Annotated in this window: 19 protein-coding genes; 12 read left to right on the top strand and 7 right to left on the bottom strand. The window is 55.8% G+C overall.

The window, feature by feature from the left end:
- Positions 1-4: 4 nt before the first annotated feature.
- On the top strand, positions 5-841 hold the full coding sequence (locus M2407_RS21300) for a MurR/RpiR family transcriptional regulator (RefSeq protein ID WP_020837400.1): 837 nt from the start codon (positions 5-7) through the stop codon (positions 839-841).
- Between the two features lie 45 nt (positions 842-886).
- On the opposite strand, the gene iolB is transcribed toward M2407_RS21300, so the two are convergent.
- The gene (gene iolB / locus M2407_RS21295) at positions 887-1,708 is read right to left on the bottom strand and encodes a 5-deoxy-glucuronate isomerase (protein ID WP_020837401.1); all 822 of its coding nucleotides are present in this window, start codon (positions 1,706-1,708) and stop codon (positions 887-889) included.
- Between the two features lie 178 nt (positions 1,709-1,886).
- The gene (locus tag M2407_RS21290) at positions 1,887-3,392 is read right to left on the bottom strand and encodes a CoA-acylating methylmalonate-semialdehyde dehydrogenase (protein ID WP_020837402.1); all 1,506 of its coding nucleotides are present in this window, start codon (positions 3,390-3,392) and stop codon (positions 1,887-1,889) included.
- Between the two features lie 553 nt (positions 3,393-3,945).
- Between M2407_RS21290 and M2407_RS21285 the strand changes: the two genes are divergently transcribed.
- Both M2407_RS21285 and M2407_RS21280 read left to right on the top strand, forming a co-directional pair.
- The gene (locus M2407_RS21285; RefSeq protein ID WP_046372444.1) at positions 3,946-5,373 is read left to right on the top strand and encodes a sugar porter family MFS transporter; all 1,428 of its coding nucleotides are present in this window, start codon (positions 3,946-3,948) and stop codon (positions 5,371-5,373) included.
- A 46-nt stretch (positions 5,374-5,419) separates the two neighbouring features.
- Positions 5,420-6,256: a TIM barrel protein gene (locus M2407_RS21280; protein WP_048760461.1), complete on the top strand. Its 837-nt coding sequence runs from the start codon at positions 5,420-5,422 to the stop codon at positions 6,254-6,256.
- A 68-nt stretch (positions 6,257-6,324) separates the two neighbouring features.
- Here the strand turns inward: M2407_RS21280 and fetB are convergent, their stop codons facing one another.
- From fetB to M2407_RS21255, 5 genes are all read right to left on the bottom strand, one after another.
- Positions 6,325-7,098 carry an iron efflux ABC transporter permease subunit FetB gene (gene fetB, locus M2407_RS21275; protein ID WP_116691628.1) on the bottom strand — a complete coding sequence of 258 codons (774 nt, stop codon included), beginning with the start codon at positions 7,096-7,098 and terminating at the stop codon, positions 6,325-6,327.
- Entirely contained in the window at positions 7,085-7,762 is a 678-nt protein-coding gene (fetA, locus tag M2407_RS21270; RefSeq protein WP_020837409.1) for an iron efflux ABC transporter ATP-binding subunit FetA, read from the bottom strand. The genes fetB and fetA overlap by 14 nt, the downstream gene beginning before the upstream one ends.
- A 184-nt stretch (positions 7,763-7,946) precedes the next feature.
- The gene (locus M2407_RS21265) at positions 7,947-8,228 is read right to left on the bottom strand and encodes a FaeA/PapI family transcriptional regulator (protein WP_041415077.1); all 282 of its coding nucleotides are present in this window, start codon (positions 8,226-8,228) and stop codon (positions 7,947-7,949) included.
- 15 nt (positions 8,229-8,243) lie between these two features.
- Entirely contained in the window at positions 8,244-9,410 is a 1,167-nt protein-coding gene (locus M2407_RS21260; protein WP_048760459.1) for an FKBP-type peptidyl-prolyl cis-trans isomerase N-terminal domain-containing protein, read from the bottom strand.
- Between the two features lie 2 nt (positions 9,411-9,412).
- The gene (locus M2407_RS21255; RefSeq protein ID WP_020837412.1) at positions 9,413-9,826 is read right to left on the bottom strand and encodes a hypothetical protein; all 414 of its coding nucleotides are present in this window, start codon (positions 9,824-9,826) and stop codon (positions 9,413-9,415) included.
- 763 nt (positions 9,827-10,589) lie between these two features.
- On the opposite strand from M2407_RS21255, the gene M2407_RS21250 reads away from it, so the two are divergent.
- The 9 genes from M2407_RS21250 (at position 10,590) to M2407_RS21210 (ending at position 19,613) form a co-directional block, all read left to right on the top strand.
- Complete coding sequence (locus M2407_RS21250) at positions 10,590-11,120, top strand: fimbrial protein (RefSeq protein WP_020837413.1); 531 nt, start codon at positions 10,590-10,592, stop codon at positions 11,118-11,120.
- Positions 11,121-11,208: 88 nt separating this feature from the next.
- Complete coding sequence (locus M2407_RS21245; protein WP_048760457.1) at positions 11,209-11,760, top strand: fimbrial protein; 552 nt, start codon at positions 11,209-11,211, stop codon at positions 11,758-11,760.
- A gap of 102 nt (positions 11,761-11,862) precedes the next feature.
- Complete coding sequence (locus M2407_RS21240; protein WP_259219650.1) at positions 11,863-14,364, top strand: fimbria/pilus outer membrane usher protein; 2,502 nt, start codon at positions 11,863-11,865, stop codon at positions 14,362-14,364.
- A 19-nt stretch (positions 14,365-14,383) separates the two neighbouring features.
- Positions 14,384-15,139 (top strand): molecular chaperone, encoded by a 756-nt coding sequence (locus M2407_RS21235; RefSeq protein WP_020837416.1) that lies wholly within the window; start codon positions 14,384-14,386, stop codon positions 15,137-15,139.
- Positions 15,140-15,150: 11 nt separating this feature from the next.
- A complete protein-coding gene (locus tag M2407_RS21230; protein ID WP_116691625.1) occupies positions 15,151-15,765 on the top strand; it encodes a fimbrial protein in 615 nt (204 codons plus the stop codon).
- A 14-nt stretch (positions 15,766-15,779) separates the two neighbouring features.
- Positions 15,780-16,784 carry a fimbrial protein gene (locus M2407_RS21225; protein WP_128865306.1) on the top strand — a complete coding sequence of 335 codons (1,005 nt, stop codon included), beginning with the start codon at positions 15,780-15,782 and terminating at the stop codon, positions 16,782-16,784.
- Between the two features lie 18 nt (positions 16,785-16,802).
- Entirely contained in the window at positions 16,803-17,342 is a 540-nt protein-coding gene (locus M2407_RS21220; RefSeq protein WP_020837420.1) for a fimbrial protein, read from the top strand.
- A 22-nt stretch (positions 17,343-17,364) separates the two neighbouring features.
- The gene (locus tag M2407_RS21215) at positions 17,365-18,999 is read left to right on the top strand and encodes a PglL family O-oligosaccharyltransferase (protein ID WP_187962036.1); all 1,635 of its coding nucleotides are present in this window, start codon (positions 17,365-17,367) and stop codon (positions 18,997-18,999) included.
- A 2-nt stretch (positions 19,000-19,001) separates the two neighbouring features.
- A complete protein-coding gene (locus tag M2407_RS21210; RefSeq protein ID WP_122080418.1) occupies positions 19,002-19,613 on the top strand; it encodes a LuxR family transcriptional regulator in 612 nt (203 codons plus the stop codon).
- Positions 19,614-19,624: the final 11 nt, after the last annotated feature.

Raw genomic sequence — 19,624 nt, 5'->3', positions numbered from 1 at the left:
ATGGATGAACAACCCAACTCAACTTTCGCTGTTACAGGACGAGATCCGCCACCGTTATGAAACGCTGAGCAAGCGTTTGAAACAGGTGGCGCGTTACATTTTGGATAACAGTAACAGCATTGCTTTCGATACCGTCGCCTCCATCGCCGCACAGGCCAGCGTCCCGCCGTCGACCCTGATCCGCTTTGCCAACGCGTTTGGCTTCAGCGGTTTCAACGAAATGAAACAGGTTTTTCGCCAGCACCTGATGGAAGAAACGGTCAACTACACCGAACGCGCTCGCCTGTTTCGCCAGACCTCTACCGACGATAACGTTGCGCCGGAAAAGCCGGCGGAAATTCTTAACGTTTTCACCATGGTCAATGCTCAGGCCCTGCAACAGCTGGCGATGCAAACCAGCCCCGAGCAGTTGGATCGCGCGGTTGAGTTGCTGAACAACGCCGAGAATATCTACGTGATCGGTCTGCGTCGCTCATTCAGCGTCGCCTCGTACCTCACCTATGCCTTGCGTCATCTGGAGCGCCGAGCCTTTCTGATCGACGGTTTGGGCGGCATGTTTACCGAGCAACTCAGCATGGTGAAACCCAATGACGTTGTGATCGCCATCAGCTATTCGCCGTATGCGCAGGAAGCGTTGGAGCTGGTGGAGTTGGGCGCCAAGCGTGGCGCACAGCAGATTGCCATTACCGACAGCCAGGTCAGCCCGCTGGCCGCCTTCAGCGACGTGTGCTTTGTGGTGCGCGAAGCGCAGGTGGACGGTTTCCGCTCCCAGGTCGCCTCTATGTGTCTGGCGCAAACCCTGGCGGTATCGCTGGCGCTGAATAACGCCAAAGAAGAGTAATACGGGCAGGATCAACAAGGCCCGGCTAGCCGGGCCTGATGCGAATTATTTCGCCGCTGGGTATCCGTCGCTATTAATCCAGGCGTGGTCTTTTTCCCAGGTGAATTTCCACAGGCGCACCGGCCCGGCCATCACGTTGAGATAGTAGTTGTCGTAACCGGCCAGCGTTGCCACCGGGTGGTAGCCGCGCGGCACCTTGACCACGTCGCGGTTATAGACCGCCATGCACTCGTCCAGCGACCTGTCGTCGGTATAGACCCGTTGCATGCAAAAGCCCTGTTCAGGCTGGATCCGGTGATAGTAAGTCTCTTCCAGATAGGTTTCATCCGGCGAATCTTCCTGATCGTGTTTGTGGCTAGGGTAAGAGCTGGTATTGCCCTCATCCGTGTACACTTCCACCACCAACAGGCTGTCGGCCGGCGCGCTGTCCGGCAAGATATTGTGTACCAGACGCTGATTGCGCCCTTTACCGCGCCGCTCTACGCCCACGTCTGCCGGAGTGATCAGCCGCGATGGCAGGTGCCCGTGGCCCGGCGCGCTGCAAACCGCCAACTCCAACGCACTTTCCGCGCGCACTTCAATTCGATCGTGATGCGGCACATACACCGCATAAGGCGGGGTGCGCTCAAACGGGCTCATCCGTTTACCGATGCTCGGGTATTCCGCTCGCAGGGTAGCGACAGAAGCGATACCGGCGACCAGCACCAGGCACAGTTCTTTGTCGCCGCTTTCCAACTGCAGCGACTGACCGGCTTCGAGACGATAGACGTCAAACCCGACAAAGCGCCAGTCGGCATTCTCCGGGGTGACGTGCTGGATGCGCCCCTCGGCATTTGGCTGCTGACATTTGGCGAGCAATGAAGACATGGTAATTCTCCCAATTAAGTATGAATAGACCCCAAATAATTGGCGTTGCATCATCGTAGGGGTGCTGCATGCCGCGCCCGCATTAATCGGGGCGAATTTATTCGCCCCCTACAGGGTGACTGGGCCAAATACACGCAGCCAACACAGATGCGGCTTGAAAGACGACGGGTATAGTGCCTTAACCCAGCGTCGGCATACTGTATTCAGACACCGTTTGCTGCCCGGTTGGCCAGCGGGCGGTGGCGGTTTTCATCCGGGTGTAGAAACGCACGCCGTCGGTACCGTGAACGTTTAATGCACCGAACACCGAGCGCTTCCAGCCACCAAAGCTGTGGAACGCCATCGGGACAGGCACCGGGACGTTGACCCCCACCATGCCGGCCTGCACTTCCTGCACGAACTGGCGCGCATAGTGACCGTTACTGGTAAAGATAGCGCTGCCGTTACCAAATTCATGGCTATTCACCGTATCGATGGCGGTCTGGTAGTCCGGCACGCGGACAATGCCCAACACCGGCCCGAAGATCTCTTCGCGATAGATACGCATCTCCGGCGTAACGTGGTCAAACAGGGTACCGCCAACGTAGTAGCCGTCCGGGTAACCCGCCACCTGATAGTTGCGGCCATCGGCCACCAGGGTAGCGCCCTCTTCCACGCCCAGATCGATATAACCCAGGACTTTCTTCTGGTGCGCCGAGGATACCAGCGGCCCCATCTCGTTTTCTTCGCCACCCTGTTTAAGCCCTGGACCAACGCGCAACTGAGCGATCAGCGGCTTCAGTCTGGCAATCAGTTTATCGGCCGTGTCGTCGCCGACGACCACCGCCACCGGCAACGCCATGCAACGCTCGCCGGCCGAGCCGAATGCGCCGCCCATCAGGGCATTGACCGTCGCGTCCAGATCGGCGTCAGGCATGATGATGGCCTGGTTTTTCGCCGCGCCGAAGGCCTGCACCCGCTTGCCGTGGGCACTGGCGGTAGTATAGATATGTTCAGCCACCGCAGAGGAGCCGACAAAGCTCACCGCCTGAATGTGGGGATCGGTGCACAGCTGCGCGGCTTCTTCGTTTGCGCAATGCACCACGTTGAATACGCCGTCCGGCAGCCCGGCTTCTTTCAGCAGTTCGGCCATGCGAACCGAGGCCGAAGGCACCAGCGCCGGGGGCTTGAGCACAAAGGTATTGCCGCAGGCCAGCGCGATAGGGAACATCCACATCGGCACCATCGCCGGGAAGTTGAAGGGGGTGATACCCGCGACCACGCCCAATGGCTGCATCAGCGAGAAGCTGTCAACGCCGCTGCCGACGTCCGCAGAATATTCGCCCTTGATCAGATGTGGAATGCCGCAGGCAAATTCCACCACTTCGATGCCGCGGGTCAGTTCGCCCAGCGCATCGGAATACACCTTGCCATGCTCGCTGACAATCAGCGCCGCCAGCTCGTCGCGATGCTGTTCCAGCAGCGCCTTAAAATTGAACATGATGCGCGCACGGCGCAGCGGTGTGGTGCGCGACCAGTCGGCAAATGCCTGGTGGGCCACGTCAATGGCCTGCTTCACCTCGGCGGCAGTGCTCTGCGTCACGCGGCGTTCAACCTGCCCGGAAGCCGGATTATGCACGTCGACGGTTTGATTGCTGCTGCTCAGGCACACCTGCCCGCCAATAAAGTTACCCACGGTTTTCATGTCTCACCCTCTTTTAAGTCCGCTGTCGCCTGACCGTCTGCGGCCGTAGCGTTTTCATCACACCGCTTGCCGGAGACTGCCCGCAAGCAGGCTAAATCCTGACCGGATGAAGCAAACTCTATTTCATTGAAAAAAAAGTTTCAAATAAATTATTTTAGAAAATTTGTTTTTAGTGCGGAAGGTCGCAGTTTTGCCACATCACCGTGCAAGGCCATTACATGAAGGAAAAAAAGCGGTCCCTGTGTTCACGCGCCAACGGCAGGGAATTAGCCCTGACTTTTATACAGAAACAGGCAGCCCACGGGGAAAGACGACCCGGCCAGACGCTAAAGGATCGCGCGGTAACGCTTGAGGGGCATTTGCGGTTTTTTTTGAACTGGATCTAAAAATCAATATTTCATTATTCACTAATTATGAAATAAATGTTCTTGTTTACCGAAGCGTTAACTCGACTATCACCGCCTTAATGACAGGCAGGGTCCAACCCCTTCCGCCTCCTCTTCCCTACAACCAACAGCGCGGGTGGAAGCCAGGAAAAAAATCGGAGCAACACATGTCATCTCAGCGTAAGCATAATACCGGGTACATACTGCGAATATGCGGCATTGCGGCACTTGGCGGCATTTTGTTCGGCTACGACACCGCCGTGATCTCCGGCGCGATCGAATCCCTGAAAACCTATTTTAATCTCAGCCCCGCCGAGACCGGCTGGGCCGTTTCCAACGTGGTGATAGGCTGCGTGGTCGGTGCCTTTGCCGCCGGGCCACTGGCCGGGCGATATGGTCGTAAGAAGGCCCTGATGCTGGCGGCAGTGCTGTTCACCATTTCGGCAGTGGGTTCTTCACTGGCGCCAACTTTCACCTGGTTTGTGATTTACCGCATTATCGGCGGTTTGGCGGTGGGTATCGCCGCGACCGTTTCGCCGATGTACATGTCGGAAGTCTCACCCAAAGACATGCGCGGCCGTGCGCTCAGCATGCAGCAATTCGCCATCGTGTTCGGCCAAATCGTGATCTTCTACGTTAACTTCAAAATCGCCAGCATCGCCAGTGAAGCCTGGCTGGTGGAGATGGGCTGGCGCTGGATGTTCGCCTCCGGCGTGCTGCCCTGCATCCTGTTTTGCATTTTGGTATTTATCATTCCAGAGTCGCCACGCTGGAGCGTGATGGTCGGCCGGGACGATCAGGCGCTGGCGATGCTGACCAAAGTGTCCAACGCCGAACATGCGAAAAAAGTGCTGCAGGAAATCAAAGACTCGATAAAACAGGATCAACAAGCCAGCCAGAAAAAACTCAGCTATGCCGATAAACGGGTACGCTTCATTCTGTTCGTTGGCTGCATGATCGCCATGCTGCAGCAGGTCACCGGGGTTAACGTAATGATGTATTACGCGCCGGTGGTGCTGAAAACCGTCACCGTAAACGCGCAGGAAGCGCTGTTCCAAACCATCTGGATAGGCGTGATGCAGTTGGTCGGTTCCGTCATCGGTGCCATGTTGATGGATCGCATGGGCCGCATCCCGCTGATGCGTTGGGGTACGCTGGGCGTCATCGCCGGCCTGCTGATCACCTCCTATGCGCTCTATACCGAGGCCACCGGCTACTTCGCGCTGTTTGGCATGCTGTTCTTTATGGTGTTCTATGCGCTCTCGTGGGGCGTGGGCGCCTGGGTCCTGGTGTCAGAAATCTTCCCCAATCGCATGCGCTCTCAGGGCATGAGCATCGCCGTCGGCTGCATGTGGCTGGCCAACTTTGTCGTGTCTCAGACCTTCCCGATGATCAACGATAACCCTTATCTGTTCTCAAGCTTCCACGGTGCCTTCCCGATGTGGGTGTTCGCCGTCTGCTGCCTGTTCAGTTACTGGTTTATCGGCCGCTATATTCCTGAAACACGAGGGGTATCGCTGGAAAAAATGGAGGACGTGGTCATGGCAAAACGCTATCGCCAACCTCAACCCGAAATACAACGCACGCCGCTGTAGCTCGGCAAATATCAGGCTTTATCAACTCATTCAGGAGTAATGCATCATGACCATTGCGCCAGACCGTTTTTGCATCAACCGCAAGATCGCGCCAAACCTCGATTTGGAACAGTTTTTCAGCCTGGTGAAAAAGTGCGGGCTCAACAAAGTAGAGCTGCGCAACGATATGCCGAGCGGCAAGGTGACCGATAACCTGAGCAACGATCAATTAAATGCGTTGGCAGAAAAATACGGTATCGAAATCGTCACCATTAACGCGCTCGGCATGTTTAACCTGCTGGACGATCAAGCCGCGTTGCTGAAAAACGCCGAGGCGCTGTTGTCACAAGCTCAGGCAATCCGCAGCAAGGCGCTGGTACTGTGCCCGCATTGCAGCGCGGGCGATAACCGCAGCGAAGAGCAGAAAAAAACCGACACGCTGGCGGCCCTTAAGCTGCTGGCTCCGCTGTTCAGGCAATACGGTGTACAGGGCTATGTGGAGCCGTTGGGGTTCGGTATCAGCTCACTGCGCTCATCGCTGCTGACGCAGTCCCTGATCCGGGATTCTGGCGCGCCGTACAAAATCGTGCTGGATACCTTCCACCACTATTTAAGCGACGTAACGCAGCCTGAATTTGATGCGCAAATTCAGATCGACGGCATTGGGCTGGTGCACCTTTCCGGGGTGGAAGATCGGCGTGCTAAAAGCGCATTAAGCGACGAAGAACGCATCATGCTGAGCGATAAAGATCGGCTGGAGAGCAAAAAGCAGGTGCAGGATCTGGAGCGCCTGGGCTACACCGGCATTTACGCCTTCGAGCCGTTTTCGTCGCAACTGGACAGCTGGACGGCAGCGGATATAGAACGTGAAATCCGTCAGAGCATCGCTCTGCTGCAAGGGTAGCGGCCGCAAAGGGGCGAGCATGCTCGCCCCTGATTTAACCGGGCGCCCCTACCCTTATTTTCTCCAGATTATTTCAACGTGCTGACCACCAACTGATGGCGCTCGTTGTAGAACTTACGGTAGGCCAGGTAGCAGGCGATGATGGTCGACAGACTGGCGGTCGACAACAGCATGAAAGTCACCATAATCTGGTACTTAATCGCCTTGACCGGATCGATACCGGCGAAGATCAGACCCGACATCATGCCCGGCAGGCTGACCAACCCCACGGTTTTGGCAGAGTCCACCGTAGGGATCAACGAAGCACGGATACTGTCGCGGATCAGCGCCGCCGAAGCGAACTTCGGCGAGGCGCCCAGGCTCAGCATCTCCTGAATCTTCTGCTGATCGCTTTTGAAACGCTGCCCCAGGTTGTTGTAGCACAGGCCAACTGCCACCATCGCATTGCCGGCCACCATGCCGGAAATCGGGATCACCTGCATTGGGGTAAACTCAATCGAACCGGTCAGTACCAGCACCGCCAACGTTAATACCGCGCCGGTGGTTATGGCAATAAACGACGTCATAAATGCGTGATCGATATATTTACTGCGCTTTTGCGCGTTGTAGGCAGCGTTAAAGCAGATAAACAGCACCATCAGCACCGTCAGAATGGCGTTATTTACATCAAAAATGTATTTCAGCACGTAGCCGACAATGATCAGTTGCACCACCGCCCGGCAAATACTCCAGATAATGTCTTTTTCCAGCGCCAGCTTTTCTTTATGGCTGATTAAAATAGCAATAATCACCAATACCATCGACAAAACCAAAGATTCATTGCTGATGTTATGCTGGTTCATTGGTCGTCTCCTGCGCCCGAGCGCCATGCGCACTCAAAGTAATCACATCATCCGCATGTTTGATTTCATCTTTATCATGCGTAACCCACAACACCGCGACGCCATGCTGCGCGACCAGTTGATGAATAATTTCATTAACGTTGCGTTTATTATCTTCATCCAGCGCACTGGTGATCTCATCCAATAACAGAACCTTGGGCATAAACTGCAGGTTACGGATCAACGAAATTCGCTGCTTCTCGCCGCCCGATAATTCGTTAACGCTTTTATCCAGCATATTTTCCGCTAGCCCAAAGCGCACCAGGTCGGCCTGCATCTTTTTCCTGTCCGGTTTTTGTTTGCGAATCTGGTAGGGCAACGCGATATTGTCATACACGCTGTCGCCAAACAGCGAAGGGGTTTGAAAACAGTACGACACCTGTTGACGATACTCTTCCGGCGGTATATCGGTAATGGCCTTACCGGCAAAAATAATTTTTCCACGGGTCGGGTCGATCAAGGAAGATACGATTTTTAGCAGGGTGCTTTTTCCGCAGCCAGACGGGCCGGTAATCAGTTTAAATTCGCCCTGATTCAGACCGAAAGACACGGAATCTAAAATAACCTGCTCGTCTATTTGATAATGAATATCATCCAATAACAGTATTTCTTTGCTTTCCTTCATTATAAGCACGCATCCATCATGAAAATATTTGCACCCAGGCCCTCAGTATACGGCCTCAAAAATTGCACTGCCAATGGCTGGTCATTAGTCGTAACAAAGGAGTCGGGCTGAGGCGCTTTTCGCTCCGTCAGCCCTGTGTTGATCCGCTGTGAAGGGTAGTCAAAATGACGAAACAGGAAAGGAATTACATTTTTTTGGGTGATGCACAAATATACCAGCGTAACGAATTATTGATGCTGCGATGAGTACAACGAACTTTACCCTCTTTTTCCAATGCCAATAACAGCGTGCGCGTGGTGTAAATATTTTCACCGCATTTGTCTGCCAGCTCCCTGGTTTTAGGCCAGTGTTCCGGTGCCGGAGGGTGATGTTCCCCTGCCCCCGACGCGCGCTCCATACAGAGTTTTCGTAACACGTTTAGCATATGTGACTTCCTGATTTCATATGTTATCGGCGCCTTGGCCATCGCGTACTCCTTGGGTTACTTTTGCCTGCTCCTGTCCTGCGGCAGCACGTCGGCCACGCGCAAGGTGTAAATCATCGTGGCGCCCGGGGGGATTGCGGGCGGGCTTCCTTTGTCGCCGTATGCCAGAACTGGCGGCACCACCAGCGTCATGGACCCATGCTTGTTCAATTTGCCGATGGCGGCGCGAAACAGCGGTGGATATTGCGACAAAGGCAAAGAGATAGTGGTGCCGGCCAAGTCCATATCCTTGATCACTTGCCCATCGGGCAGGCTCTCGCGTACCACGATATCGACGTTGTCATTGGCGTTTATCTGCCCGCTGCCGGCATAGTCCACACGGTAATAAAAACCGAGCGCATCTTTTTGCACACCAGGCTGCTTGGCGAAATCGGCGAGGTAGGTTTTACCCTCCCCCCGTATCGCCTGCTGTCGCTGCTGTTGGGCCTGCTGCAAGGCAGCGTCTGCGGCCTTTAGCGCGCGGTCGATGGCGGCATCATCCAACCGTTGCTGCCCCGCCAGCGTATCGGCAATGCCCGCCAGCAAGCGCGGGCGATCGGCTTCAATTCCCAAGCGGCGGTTCTCTTCCTGTAAATGCAGAATGTCACGCCCCAGCGAAACCCCGGCGGCGTAGGCCTGCTTATCGGCATCGCTGGCCAGCTCCGGCGGTTGTCGCTGCGCGGCTAGCTGACGGTTGAGCTGCTGCAACTGCTGCTCTTGCTGCGTGACGATCCGCTGCTGCCGTGCCAGAGCCGCCGCCATGGCGATCAAGTCTGGCGGCGTGGCGATGGCCTTACGGATCCCTTTTAACGCGGCCACCAGCGGCCGGATATCAATCGGGTCTGGTTTGGGTGTTGCCTTGAGGGCTGGCGCCGCCGGTTGAGCCTGAGCCGCCAGTTGCTGTTCCAATTGGCGGATGGTTTCGGCTTGCCGTTGCAGGGCCTGATTCAGCGCAGTCAGACGGGCGTTGTCTCCGCGCGTAACAGCGGCGGGTTTGGGCTTGGCAGTCACCGGCTGAGGCGCTGCAGGTGCACTTTCCACCACCGGCACCGCCTGCTGTTGCTCGGCAAATTTCAGCAATGCGGGAATGCCGTCATCCTTGCCAGGTGCAGTCTCTGCCGCCGATGCAGCGCCCCATACCAACAACAGCAGCAAAGCAGCGGCTCCTTCCGCATACCTTCTCATGATTACAGGCTCTCCACCCGGCTCGACAGATCGGACATCAGCTCATGCTCAACGTCGGCGCAGAATTTCTCGGTTTTATATTTATAAAGCGCATCTATGGCTTTACGGGTGCTTTCATCGACATTACTGCGAATGCCGGCATATCCCGAAGCGTTGGACAACAGCCCGTTAAAATAAGCAATCCGTTTCTGATAGCTTTGCGGATTAATATTCTTAAGTGAGTTGACCCGTTGCTGACAAAGCGCGATCCGTTGCTCATCAGTGTTTTCCTTAGGATTACTCTGTGAAACTTTTTTCATGGCAACCGTGCCGGTGCCATTTTTTCCTACGCAACCGGACAGCAGTAAACAGGACATTATCATCAGCGCCGTAGCGACGGCGGAACGGCGAGTTGAATCATTAATTATGGTAATCATTCCGTTTATCATCCCTTAATTATCACTTAGGTCATTATTATGTCGCGAAGCCCTGCTTTATCTGACTGCTTCTGATTAATCCTAACGAGTTAAATAACAAAAACGCACAATAACAGTCGGGCATTGGTAATAATCCGATACACATCTGTATTGTTATGTTTTTGTTAAAACTCAAAAAGAAATTATCGTAGCCACAATGAATGAAAGTCACATCCCAGGCCAGTATTACCGGCGCGTTCACCAATAAAAACAAAGAGTTAACTTTTTACACGCGATTAACGCGCAGAATTCATCATCTGCTGTCTGAGGGCGATATTATCAAAACAATATTGCTAATTGTAGTGCGAACACTAATTCTGGCGATCTAATATCTCGCATATTGCTATTTATATAGTCATTTATTCTGGATAATATTTGTATACGATCTATTGATTTTCAATTATATATATTTCTTTTTCCTTTTGGTTTTATATTCTGTATTTGACTTAACTTAATAAAAGCTATTTCCAACCGCACCTATTATTTGCAAGAATAATCCCAGCAAGACGCTATGGTGATATACCTATTTTTCTTTTATGGATTTCGCTTGTACGACTTCCAAAATATTTCGTTATTCACTCATGAATAACGGAGGGTGGCGTATTGCCCAGAGCAAAAGGATCTGGCTCCAACTACGGCGTCGGCGACATGACGTTGCCGCTGTTGTGGGGGATTTAGATGTGCTGTTCTTTTTATTTAAATACTCTCTACAGGAACTTGAGAAATGAAACTGAATAAATTAATGCTGGCAACCGTGATTGCTTTCGCTTCTGCATCTGTTGCTCACGCCGCATCTAACCAGGGCAGCGGTAAAGTCACTTTTACCGGTGAAATTATTGATGCGCCATGCAGCGTAGCACCGGAATCTGTTGATCAAACTGTCCCTATGGGCCAAATCAGCAGCCGTCTGCTGGCTAAAGAAGGCAAATCCAGCTCTGAGCCATTCAGCATCGAACTGAAAGATTGCTCTATTGCGACCATGAAGAACGTCCAGGTGACCTTCACCGGTACGCCGGATCCAGATAACAGCAAACTGCTGGCACTGAGCGGCACCGCAACCGGCGCTGGCATCAGAATCTATGACAACCTGCATTCCAAAGACGTTGAACTGGGCACCGCAACCGATGGTCAGGGTCTGACCGAAGGTAATAACTCCCTGAAATTCGCCGCTTATCTGCAAGGCAGCAGCGCTTCTGGCGCCGTGGTCCCAGGCGAATTCACCAGCGTTGCAAACTTCACACTGGCTTACCTGTAATCCCCCCTCGGGGACGCCACTTTGGTGTCCCCGTTTTACCTGCACGGACATTGGGTAACGGGACCAACGGCTACAGGGAGACGCCAGCATGACAAACCGGATTTCGGGCGTACTGCTTATCGCGCTCAGCCTTTGCAGCGCAGAGGCGACGGCGAAAAATCAGGGCCACGGCACACTCAACCTAGGTGGCGAGATCGTCGAAACCCCCTGCGGGATTGCCAGCGAAAGCCTGGACCAGACCGTTGATTTCGGCCTGATCTCGATGACCGATGCGGCATTGGATACGCAGCCGGTACTGATCGGCAGCCGCCGCAACTTTGAGATCAAGCTGGTGAACTGCGAATTGGCCAGCATCGTGAAACCCGACTTTATCTACCGCGCGGCCACCGTCACTTTCAACGGCATCGCCGACAGCCGAGATCCCGATCTCTTGGGGGTTTATGGCGAAGCCCAGGGCGTGGCTATTGAGCTACTGACCGCCAACGGCGTTCAGATACCGCTGGGCAGTACCACCGCGGATTACCAGATTGTCGCCGGCGACAACACGCTGCGCTTTGGCGCTCAGTTACGCATTCATCCCGACAGGGCCAGGGCCGGCGGATTCAGCTCACTGGCGAAATTCACCCTGTCTTATCTGTAAGTAACGCCTCGTTAGGCGGGTGCCGCCGTCAGGCACTGAATGACATCACGTATTACGTATTCAGGTCGTACAGGATGACCTGCTATTGGGCGCGGATTTGCCATGAGTGATTATTCTATGACGTCATTACTGACACGGAAAAAAATACCCCTTACCGTCATTCTATCTTTCCTCTGGGTGCATTCGGCTTTTTCCGCCACGGAATTCAATACCGACGTATTGGATATTGGCGATCGCAGCAAAGTGGATCTATCGCGTTTTTCCGACGCCGATTACGTCATGCCCGGCGCCTATTTGCTGGATATCAAAATCAACCAGAAAACCTTGCCGCAGCGCAGCATTCAATATTATCCGTCGCCGGATAAAAAGGATCGCTCTCGCGTCTGCCTGCCGCCGGATCTGGTCGAGAAAATGGCGCTGAAAGAAGACGTCCTCAAAAAAATCACTCTGTGGCACGACAACAGCTGCGCCGATATCAGCGGCATCAAAGGGGCAACCATCTCCGACCGCATCGGCGGCGGCGTCTTGGCCATCACCATCCCGCAGGCCTGGATGAAATATTCCGATCCGGACTGGACACCGCCGGAGCAGTGGGACGACGGCATTCCCGGACTGCTGCTGGACTACAGCATCAGCGGCCAGGTCGGCAAGCAGAGCCACAATAACAACACCGCCGAAAATCTCAGCAGCTACGGGACGGTGGGGGCTAACCTGGGCGCCTGGCGTCTGCGCGCCGACTATCAGGCCAATTACAATCAGCAGGCCGGCGAGCGCGATAACAACTTCGACTGGAACCAGATCTACGCCTACCGCGCGCTGCCGATGCAGGCTGCCAAGCTGACGCTCGGTGAAATCTTTCTCGACTCGGGGGTCTTTGATTCTTACCGCTTTACCGGTCTGAATCTGGCCAGCGACGAGCGCATGCTGCCGCCAAACCTGCAGGGTTATGCGCCGGAAGTACGCGGCATTGCCAAGAGCAACGCCAAGATCACCGTCTCGCAAGAAGGTCGTACGCTGTACGAAACCACCGTGCCCGCCGGGCCGTTTGCCATTCAGGATCTCAACAGTTCGGTACGTGGCCGGTTAGACGTGAAGGTGGAAGAACAAGACGGCACCGTCTCCACTTTCCAGGTCGACACCGCCACCATCCCTTACCTGACGCGCCCCGGCTATGTCCGCTACAACGTCGCGGTGGGTAAACCTTCGGCATACGATCACCGCACGCAAGGGCCACTGTTTTCCGCCAGCGACTTCTCCTGGGGGCTGACCAGCGCCTGGTCGCTGTACGGCGGCGCCCTGCTCGGCGGCGATTACAACGCCTGGGCGCTCGGCCTGGGTCGCGATCTTAACGTGTTCGGCGCCATGTCGGTGGACGTGACGCAGTCCATCGCCCGCTTGCCCAATGTGCCTACCGCCAGCGGCATGTCGTTCAAGGTCAACTACGCCAAGCGCTTCGATGAGCTGAACAGCCAGATCACCTTCGCCGGCTACCGCTTCTCACAGCGCAAGTTCATGAACATGTCGCAGTATCTGCAAGAGCGCTACAACGACTATGACGAACGCTACAACGGCCGCCAAAAAGAGCTGTACACCATTACCGCCAGCAAAACCTTTATGGCGGAAGACAGCGCCAAGGCGATCACCGCTTACCTGACCTATTCGCACCAAACCTATTGGGATGCCAGGGCGCAGGATCGCTACGGGTTATCCGCCAGCAAGCTGTTCAACGTCGGCAATGTCAGCAACGTGACCGCATCGCTGTCGGCCTACCGTACCACCTATCACGGCCGCACCGATGACAGCGTGATGCTGAACTTCAGCGTGCCGATCGGCGATCGCCGCCGGCTCGGTTACTCACTGCAAACCAGCAACAGCGACGTAACGCAGATGGCGTCTTACAACGACTATACCGACCCGAACAACACCTGGCAGGTCAGCGGCGGCTTTAACCAGTCCGGCAAATCGCTGGCTCGCGGCTACTACAGCCATAACGCCTCGTTCGGATCGCTCAACGCCAGCGCCTCTTACCAGCAGGACAGCTATTCGTCGATCGGCGGGACCTTCCGCAGCGGCATTACCGCTACCCGACACGGCATTGCCGCCCACCAGAACTCCAGCAACGGTGGCAGCCGGATGATGCTGGACACCGACGGCATCGCCGGGGTGCCGATCAACAACGGCCGCGCCTACAGCAACCGCTTCGGCCTGGCGGTGATCTCCGATATCACCAGCTACTACAACACCGACACCCGCATCGACGTCAATACCCTGGCGGACGACGTGGAGGCCACCCGAGCGGTGGTGCAAGGCACGCTGACCGAGGGCGCCATCGGCTACCGCCACTTTGAGGTGGTGAAAGGCAGCAAGCTGCTGGCCACCATCAAGCTTGCCGACGGCAGCGAACCGCCGTTCGGCGCCACGGTGCTGAGCGAAAAAGGCCGTGAGGTGGCGGTCGTGAACGACGGCGGCTCGGTCTACCTGACCGGCGTGCAGCCGCAAGAGCAGCTGGACGTCGCCTGGGAAGGCCAACGCCAGTGCCGCATTGTTATACCGGGCGCCGCCAAGCCGCTGGACCAGCTACTGCTGCCGTGCGCCAAACTGTAATCCGTAACGCAGAGAATTGATGATTATGAACAACGTTCCGTTAGCAAAAATGGCCGCGCTGGGCCTGGCTTTGACCGCAGCAGTACCGGCCGCCAACGCAGCGATATCGCTGGATCGTACTCGCGCCGTTTACCTCAGCGACGCGAAATCAATCAGCCTGAATATCGTCAACGAAAACAAGGAACTGCCTTTCCTGGCGCAGTCCTGGCTGGAAAACGAGCAGCACCAGAAAATCACTTCGCCGCTGGTGGTGTTACCGCCGTTGCAGCGGGTTGAAGCCAATGAACGCAGCGTGGTGCGCATCACCAAGACGCCGGAGGCCGATCGTCTGCCGCAAGATCGCGAGTCGGTGTTCTATTTCAACCTGCGTGAAATTCCGCCGAAAAGCAGTAAAACCAACGTGATGCAGTTGGCACTGCAAACCCAGATCAAACTGTTTTATCGGCCAAAGGCCATCGTCGCGCCAAAAGGCGAAGTGTGGCAGGAGAAGCTGGTATTTCGCAAAAGCACCGGCGGTTTCACCGTTGAAAACCCTACGCCGTTTTACATCACCCTGACCGGCATGACTCGCCAAACGCAGAAACAGGGCGGCGGCGCGCTGGGCGACTTCCAGCCGGTGATGCTGAAACCGAAATCGAGCGAAACCATTAAGGTGCGCGACAACGGCCTCAACAGCTTTGTCATCACCTATATCAATGACTACGGCGGTCACCCGGAGCTGCGCTTCGCCTGTAACGGCAGCGTGTGCAACGCCGTGCCCGAGACCAAAAAATAAGGAGATTCCGCATGGCTGAATTCACCGGCGGCCGCCTGCGGCCCCTGCTGATCGCCGCGCTGCTGGTTAGCGGCAGCGCGACGGCGGCAACGCCACTGGGCGTGATCCAAGGCACCACCGGCACCGTCAGCTTTCATGGCGGCCTGCTCAGCTCCCCGTGCAGCCTGACGCCGGACAGCCAGGATCAGTCGATTGATTTGGGTGATGTTAACGCGCGCGATTTTCAAAACGCCGGCGATCAGAGTGCGCCGGTACGTTTTCGCCTCTCGTTCCGCAACTGCCTGCTGGGGGCCAAAGCCTTGGCGGATAACCCGGCAGGGCAACGTAACGGCGATGCCGGGCAGCTCTATTTGCAGGGTGAACAGGCCGCCACGCTGGTGTTTCTCGGCGAAAGCGATATCAACAACCCCGACCTGCTGAAACTGAACGGCGGCGTACAGGGCATCGGCCTGCGTTTGAAAGATCAGCAGGGCCATGCGCTATCGCTCAACCAGCAGAGCCGGCCTTACATTCTGCAGCCCGGCAGCAATACGCTGTGGTTCAGCGCCAGCGTGGAATCCACGCAGCGGGCAGTGATGGCGGCCGGTTTTTCCGGCGTGGCGCACATTCAGGTGATTTACCTGTGAGGTTCACAAACGTGATGAAAAAAACCTACCTTAACTCCTGCCTGCCGCTGGCACTGGCGCTGACGGCTCCAGCCGTGTGGGCCAACGGCTACGTCACGCCGGACGGCGGAGCGAAACAGTTTTATATCGACCTGAATGAAAGCAATATCACCAACAAGGTCGGTTTTACCAAAGAGTTTCCCTATTCGTTAGGCGGCACTTATACCGGCAAGGTCTATTGCGACACCCCGATCCCCGTTAGCCCACACTTTTATAAGTCGGATTCGGCATTGCCTGCGTCCGAATACGGCAATGGCTATTTAAAACTGAATGACTTCCTGGACTTGAAAGCCGAAGTTTGGATCGCCGGCAATAAAAACGCCTATATCACCGTACCGTTTTATAACGAGTCCAATCTGCTCAACCAGCACTCCTGCAAACCGCCTTATTTGCAGGTCAATAACTATGGCAGTGGCTCCAAAGGCAAAATCACCTTCCGGGTACGCAAAAAAATTATTAACGGCGTACAGATCAATGACCGGCAGATCATCGAGATGTATGGCCGTTTGGGGTCAACCGACGCAGGTTTCGGCCCCAATCCGATGGCGCAGGTGTTTATTCAGTCCGCCATTCTCTACGTGCCGGATAAATGTGTGGTGAACGAAGGCCAACTGATCAACGTCGAGTTCGGTGAAATCGGCGGCAGCAATCTGAACGGCGCCAGCTACCCACAAAGTATCCCGGTGCGCTTCCAATGCGAAGGCGGCAGCTTCGAAGACGGTACGCTGAACATCAAACTGGCGGTCTCCGGCACCCCGGCGTCCTTCACCAATAACGCATTTAAAACCGATAAAACCGACCTCGGTATCGAGATCAAACATAACGGCCAGTTGGTGATCCCGAATGAGTTTTACCCGGTGCCAAATATCGGTAACGGCGGTAGCTGGAACCTGGTTGCCGCACCATTGGCCAACGGCGGTAAAGAAATCGCGGAAGGGGAATTCAACGCCTCTGCCACCATTGTGGCGGCCTTCGAGTAATTCAGGGAGAAACAGACGATGCGTTTACGCGCTTTAGCGATGCTCAGTTGCACGCCGCTACTCTTTTCGGCACTGCCGACGCTGGCGGATACCGAGCTGGTCGGCTCACCGCTGCAGTTCCACGGCACCGTGGTGAGTCGCCCCTGCAATATCGAACCGCAATCGGCCGATCAGGTGGTGGAAATGGACACGGTGATCGTCAAAACCCTGTACCGCTACGGCCATAGCAACCCGGTGCCGTTCAACATCAAGTTGACCGACTGTAAAACGGCGGTGTTTAAAACCGTCAATGTCACCTTCAGCGGGAACGAGGACAGCGAACTGCCGGGCAAGCTGGCGATTAATAACGGCGCCAACGGTGCCGCGATCGCCCTGTTTGACAGCAAGGGCGCGGACATTGATTTGAACCAGGCCACCAGCGCGGTGACGTTGCAAGACGGTGCCAATATTCTGAATTTCACCGCCTATGTGCAGGGCCATCCCAGCGCGATACAGAATAAAACCATTACCGAGGGTGAGTTCAGCTCGGTAGCCAATTTCGTACTGGCTTATCAGTAAGTCGGCGCCGCAGGAACACGTCATGATGTCCAAATCTAAAGCAGCCTGGTTATTCGGGCTGGCGGCATTTTATTGCCTGATCGCCATGCACATTTACTGGCCCAATCGCGGCGGCAGCGGATTCTATCTGCCGTGGAATCTGGTCGGCGGGATCTTCATCGCCCTGTTGATCATAGGTGCGATGCTGTTCAGCCGTCCGCCGCTGGCCACCTCCGGCTTCTTTAACCTGCTGGCGTCCGGCAGCCTGATTTTACTCCTGCCGCTATTGTGGGCTCAACAGCCCTGGTTAAGCGAAGCCTTGCCGCGCCTGATGGGATTGGTGCTGGGCGTTCTGGCCTACTTTGCGCTGCTGCAAATCCCGCTCGATCGCCGGTGGCGGCGCAGGCTATTGATGCTGCTGCTGGCAGCGACGGTTATCGAAGCCTTGCTGGGCCTGGTGCAATACAGTTTGCTGCAGCCGGGCAACTGGATGGGCTACAACACCCTGAAAAACCGCCCTTACGGCATCTTCCAGCAGTGGAACCTGATGGCCAGCTTTATGGCTACCGGCCTGGCGTTGGCGCTGTATCTGCTGAGCGCCCGTCGCCCTTTGTCGCGCAGTTTGCAATGGCTGGCCGCCGCCATGCTGCTACTGGCACCGCTGTTGTTGATCGTTATCGCCTCCCGCGTCGGACTGCTGGCGGCCCTGCTGCTGTCTCCGCTCCAACTGTGGATGTTGTACCGCCTTAACCGCCGACGCGCCGGCATCGCCCTGCTGTTGTTGATGGCCGGGGTAAGCGCCGGGCTGTTGCTGGTGATGCTAAATGGCGCTACGCGGGCGCTTATGCTGCCGGAACCGATTTTTTACCGACTTACCTACTGGCAAGAGGCGCTAGACATGATCGCCGAGCGTCCCTGGTTAGGTTGGGGTTACGGCCATTTTCAGCACGATTTTCTGCATCATTTTTACACCACTCACAGCAGCGGTATGGAAAGCGTTGCCATCAGCCACCCGCACAACGAGATATTGCTGTGGGGCGTCGAAGGCGGTCTGCTGAGCCTGAGCGGTATCACCCTGATCGTCTGGGGGCTATGCCGTTTGCTGCGGCACAGCCGCCCCGTTCCGCTACGGCCCGCGCCCTGGCTGGCGGCGTTGCCGATCCTGCTGCACATGATGGTGGAATACCCGCTTTATCTCTCCGCCGCCCACGCGGTGCTGCTGCTGGTGATTCTGCGCGTTAGTGACCTCCGACGCCGTTTGCGGCTGCCCTCCCATTCGCAGCTCCCGCTGCGGCTGACCACTGCGGGCATCGCTGCATTGATGGTGCCGTATCTGCTTAACGGCCTGCACAGCGCGCTGATCATTACCGCTGTAGAAAAAAGCGGCCTGCGGCAATTCGGCCCTATGAGCCAGGTCATCACACCGACGCCCTGGCAGGTCCGTTACGACTATGACATGCAGTTGCGACAGCTACTGCAATACCCGCAAACCCGCGATATGGCTACGTTGCTGAGCTACCAGCAATGGGCTGAAAACGAAATCCGCGTGCGGCCAGACGCCAATATTTACATCAATTTGATGGCGGTCAGCCGGCTACTGCAACAGCCCCAGCGAGCCGCCGATCTGCAACGCCAGGCCAAGCGACTGTTTCCGCACGATGCGCGCTTTGAGGAGTAACTATGCTTAATATCCGGTTCACCCTGTTGGGCAGCGATAACTTTTATCAGCTCGGACTGCGCCTGCTGGTAGAGGATTACCTCCATAACCTGAATGCAAGCAGCCGCGGCGCCTCGGCCGATTTGCTAAATATGGAGCCGATAGAAATCGTCTTCCGCACGCTGGAAGACAGCTGCGGCTGTGCCCGCTGCTACCAGAGCCCTTATCAGACGCCGCGCCATCGGCAAATGACCGTGCTGATCCTCAACGACCGAGATGCTCACTACGAGCACAAGCATCCGGCGCTGTTTAGCATTAATCGGCGCGATGATGATGCCGTCGTTCGCGCAAAACTGCAGCTGGCGCTGGAGCGCTTCTGCCAGCAGCCCTGGGTCGCCCTGCACGCCAGCGGCATCTGGAAATGCCGACAGTGCCGTATTGCCGCCCTGAGCAGCTGCGAAAAGAAGGTGCTGAAGCTGATGAGCTCCGGCATGTCCGCCTGTACCATCGCCGGTATGCTGCAGCGCAGCCAGAAGACCATCAGCGCCCATAAGCGCTCGGCGATGCGCAAGCTGAACGTCCACAAAAGCATTGAATTGAATAAGATGCTGCTGAATCAATTGGGATTGAACTGAGTGGCCGGCGC

The organism is Serratia sp. BIGb0234, assembly GCF_024809915.1.
GTDB lineage: Bacteria > Pseudomonadota > Gammaproteobacteria > Enterobacterales > Enterobacteriaceae > Serratia > Serratia liquefaciens.
Note: the sequence above shows the minus strand (reverse complement) of the source record. Positions and strands in the feature narration are given on the sequence as shown.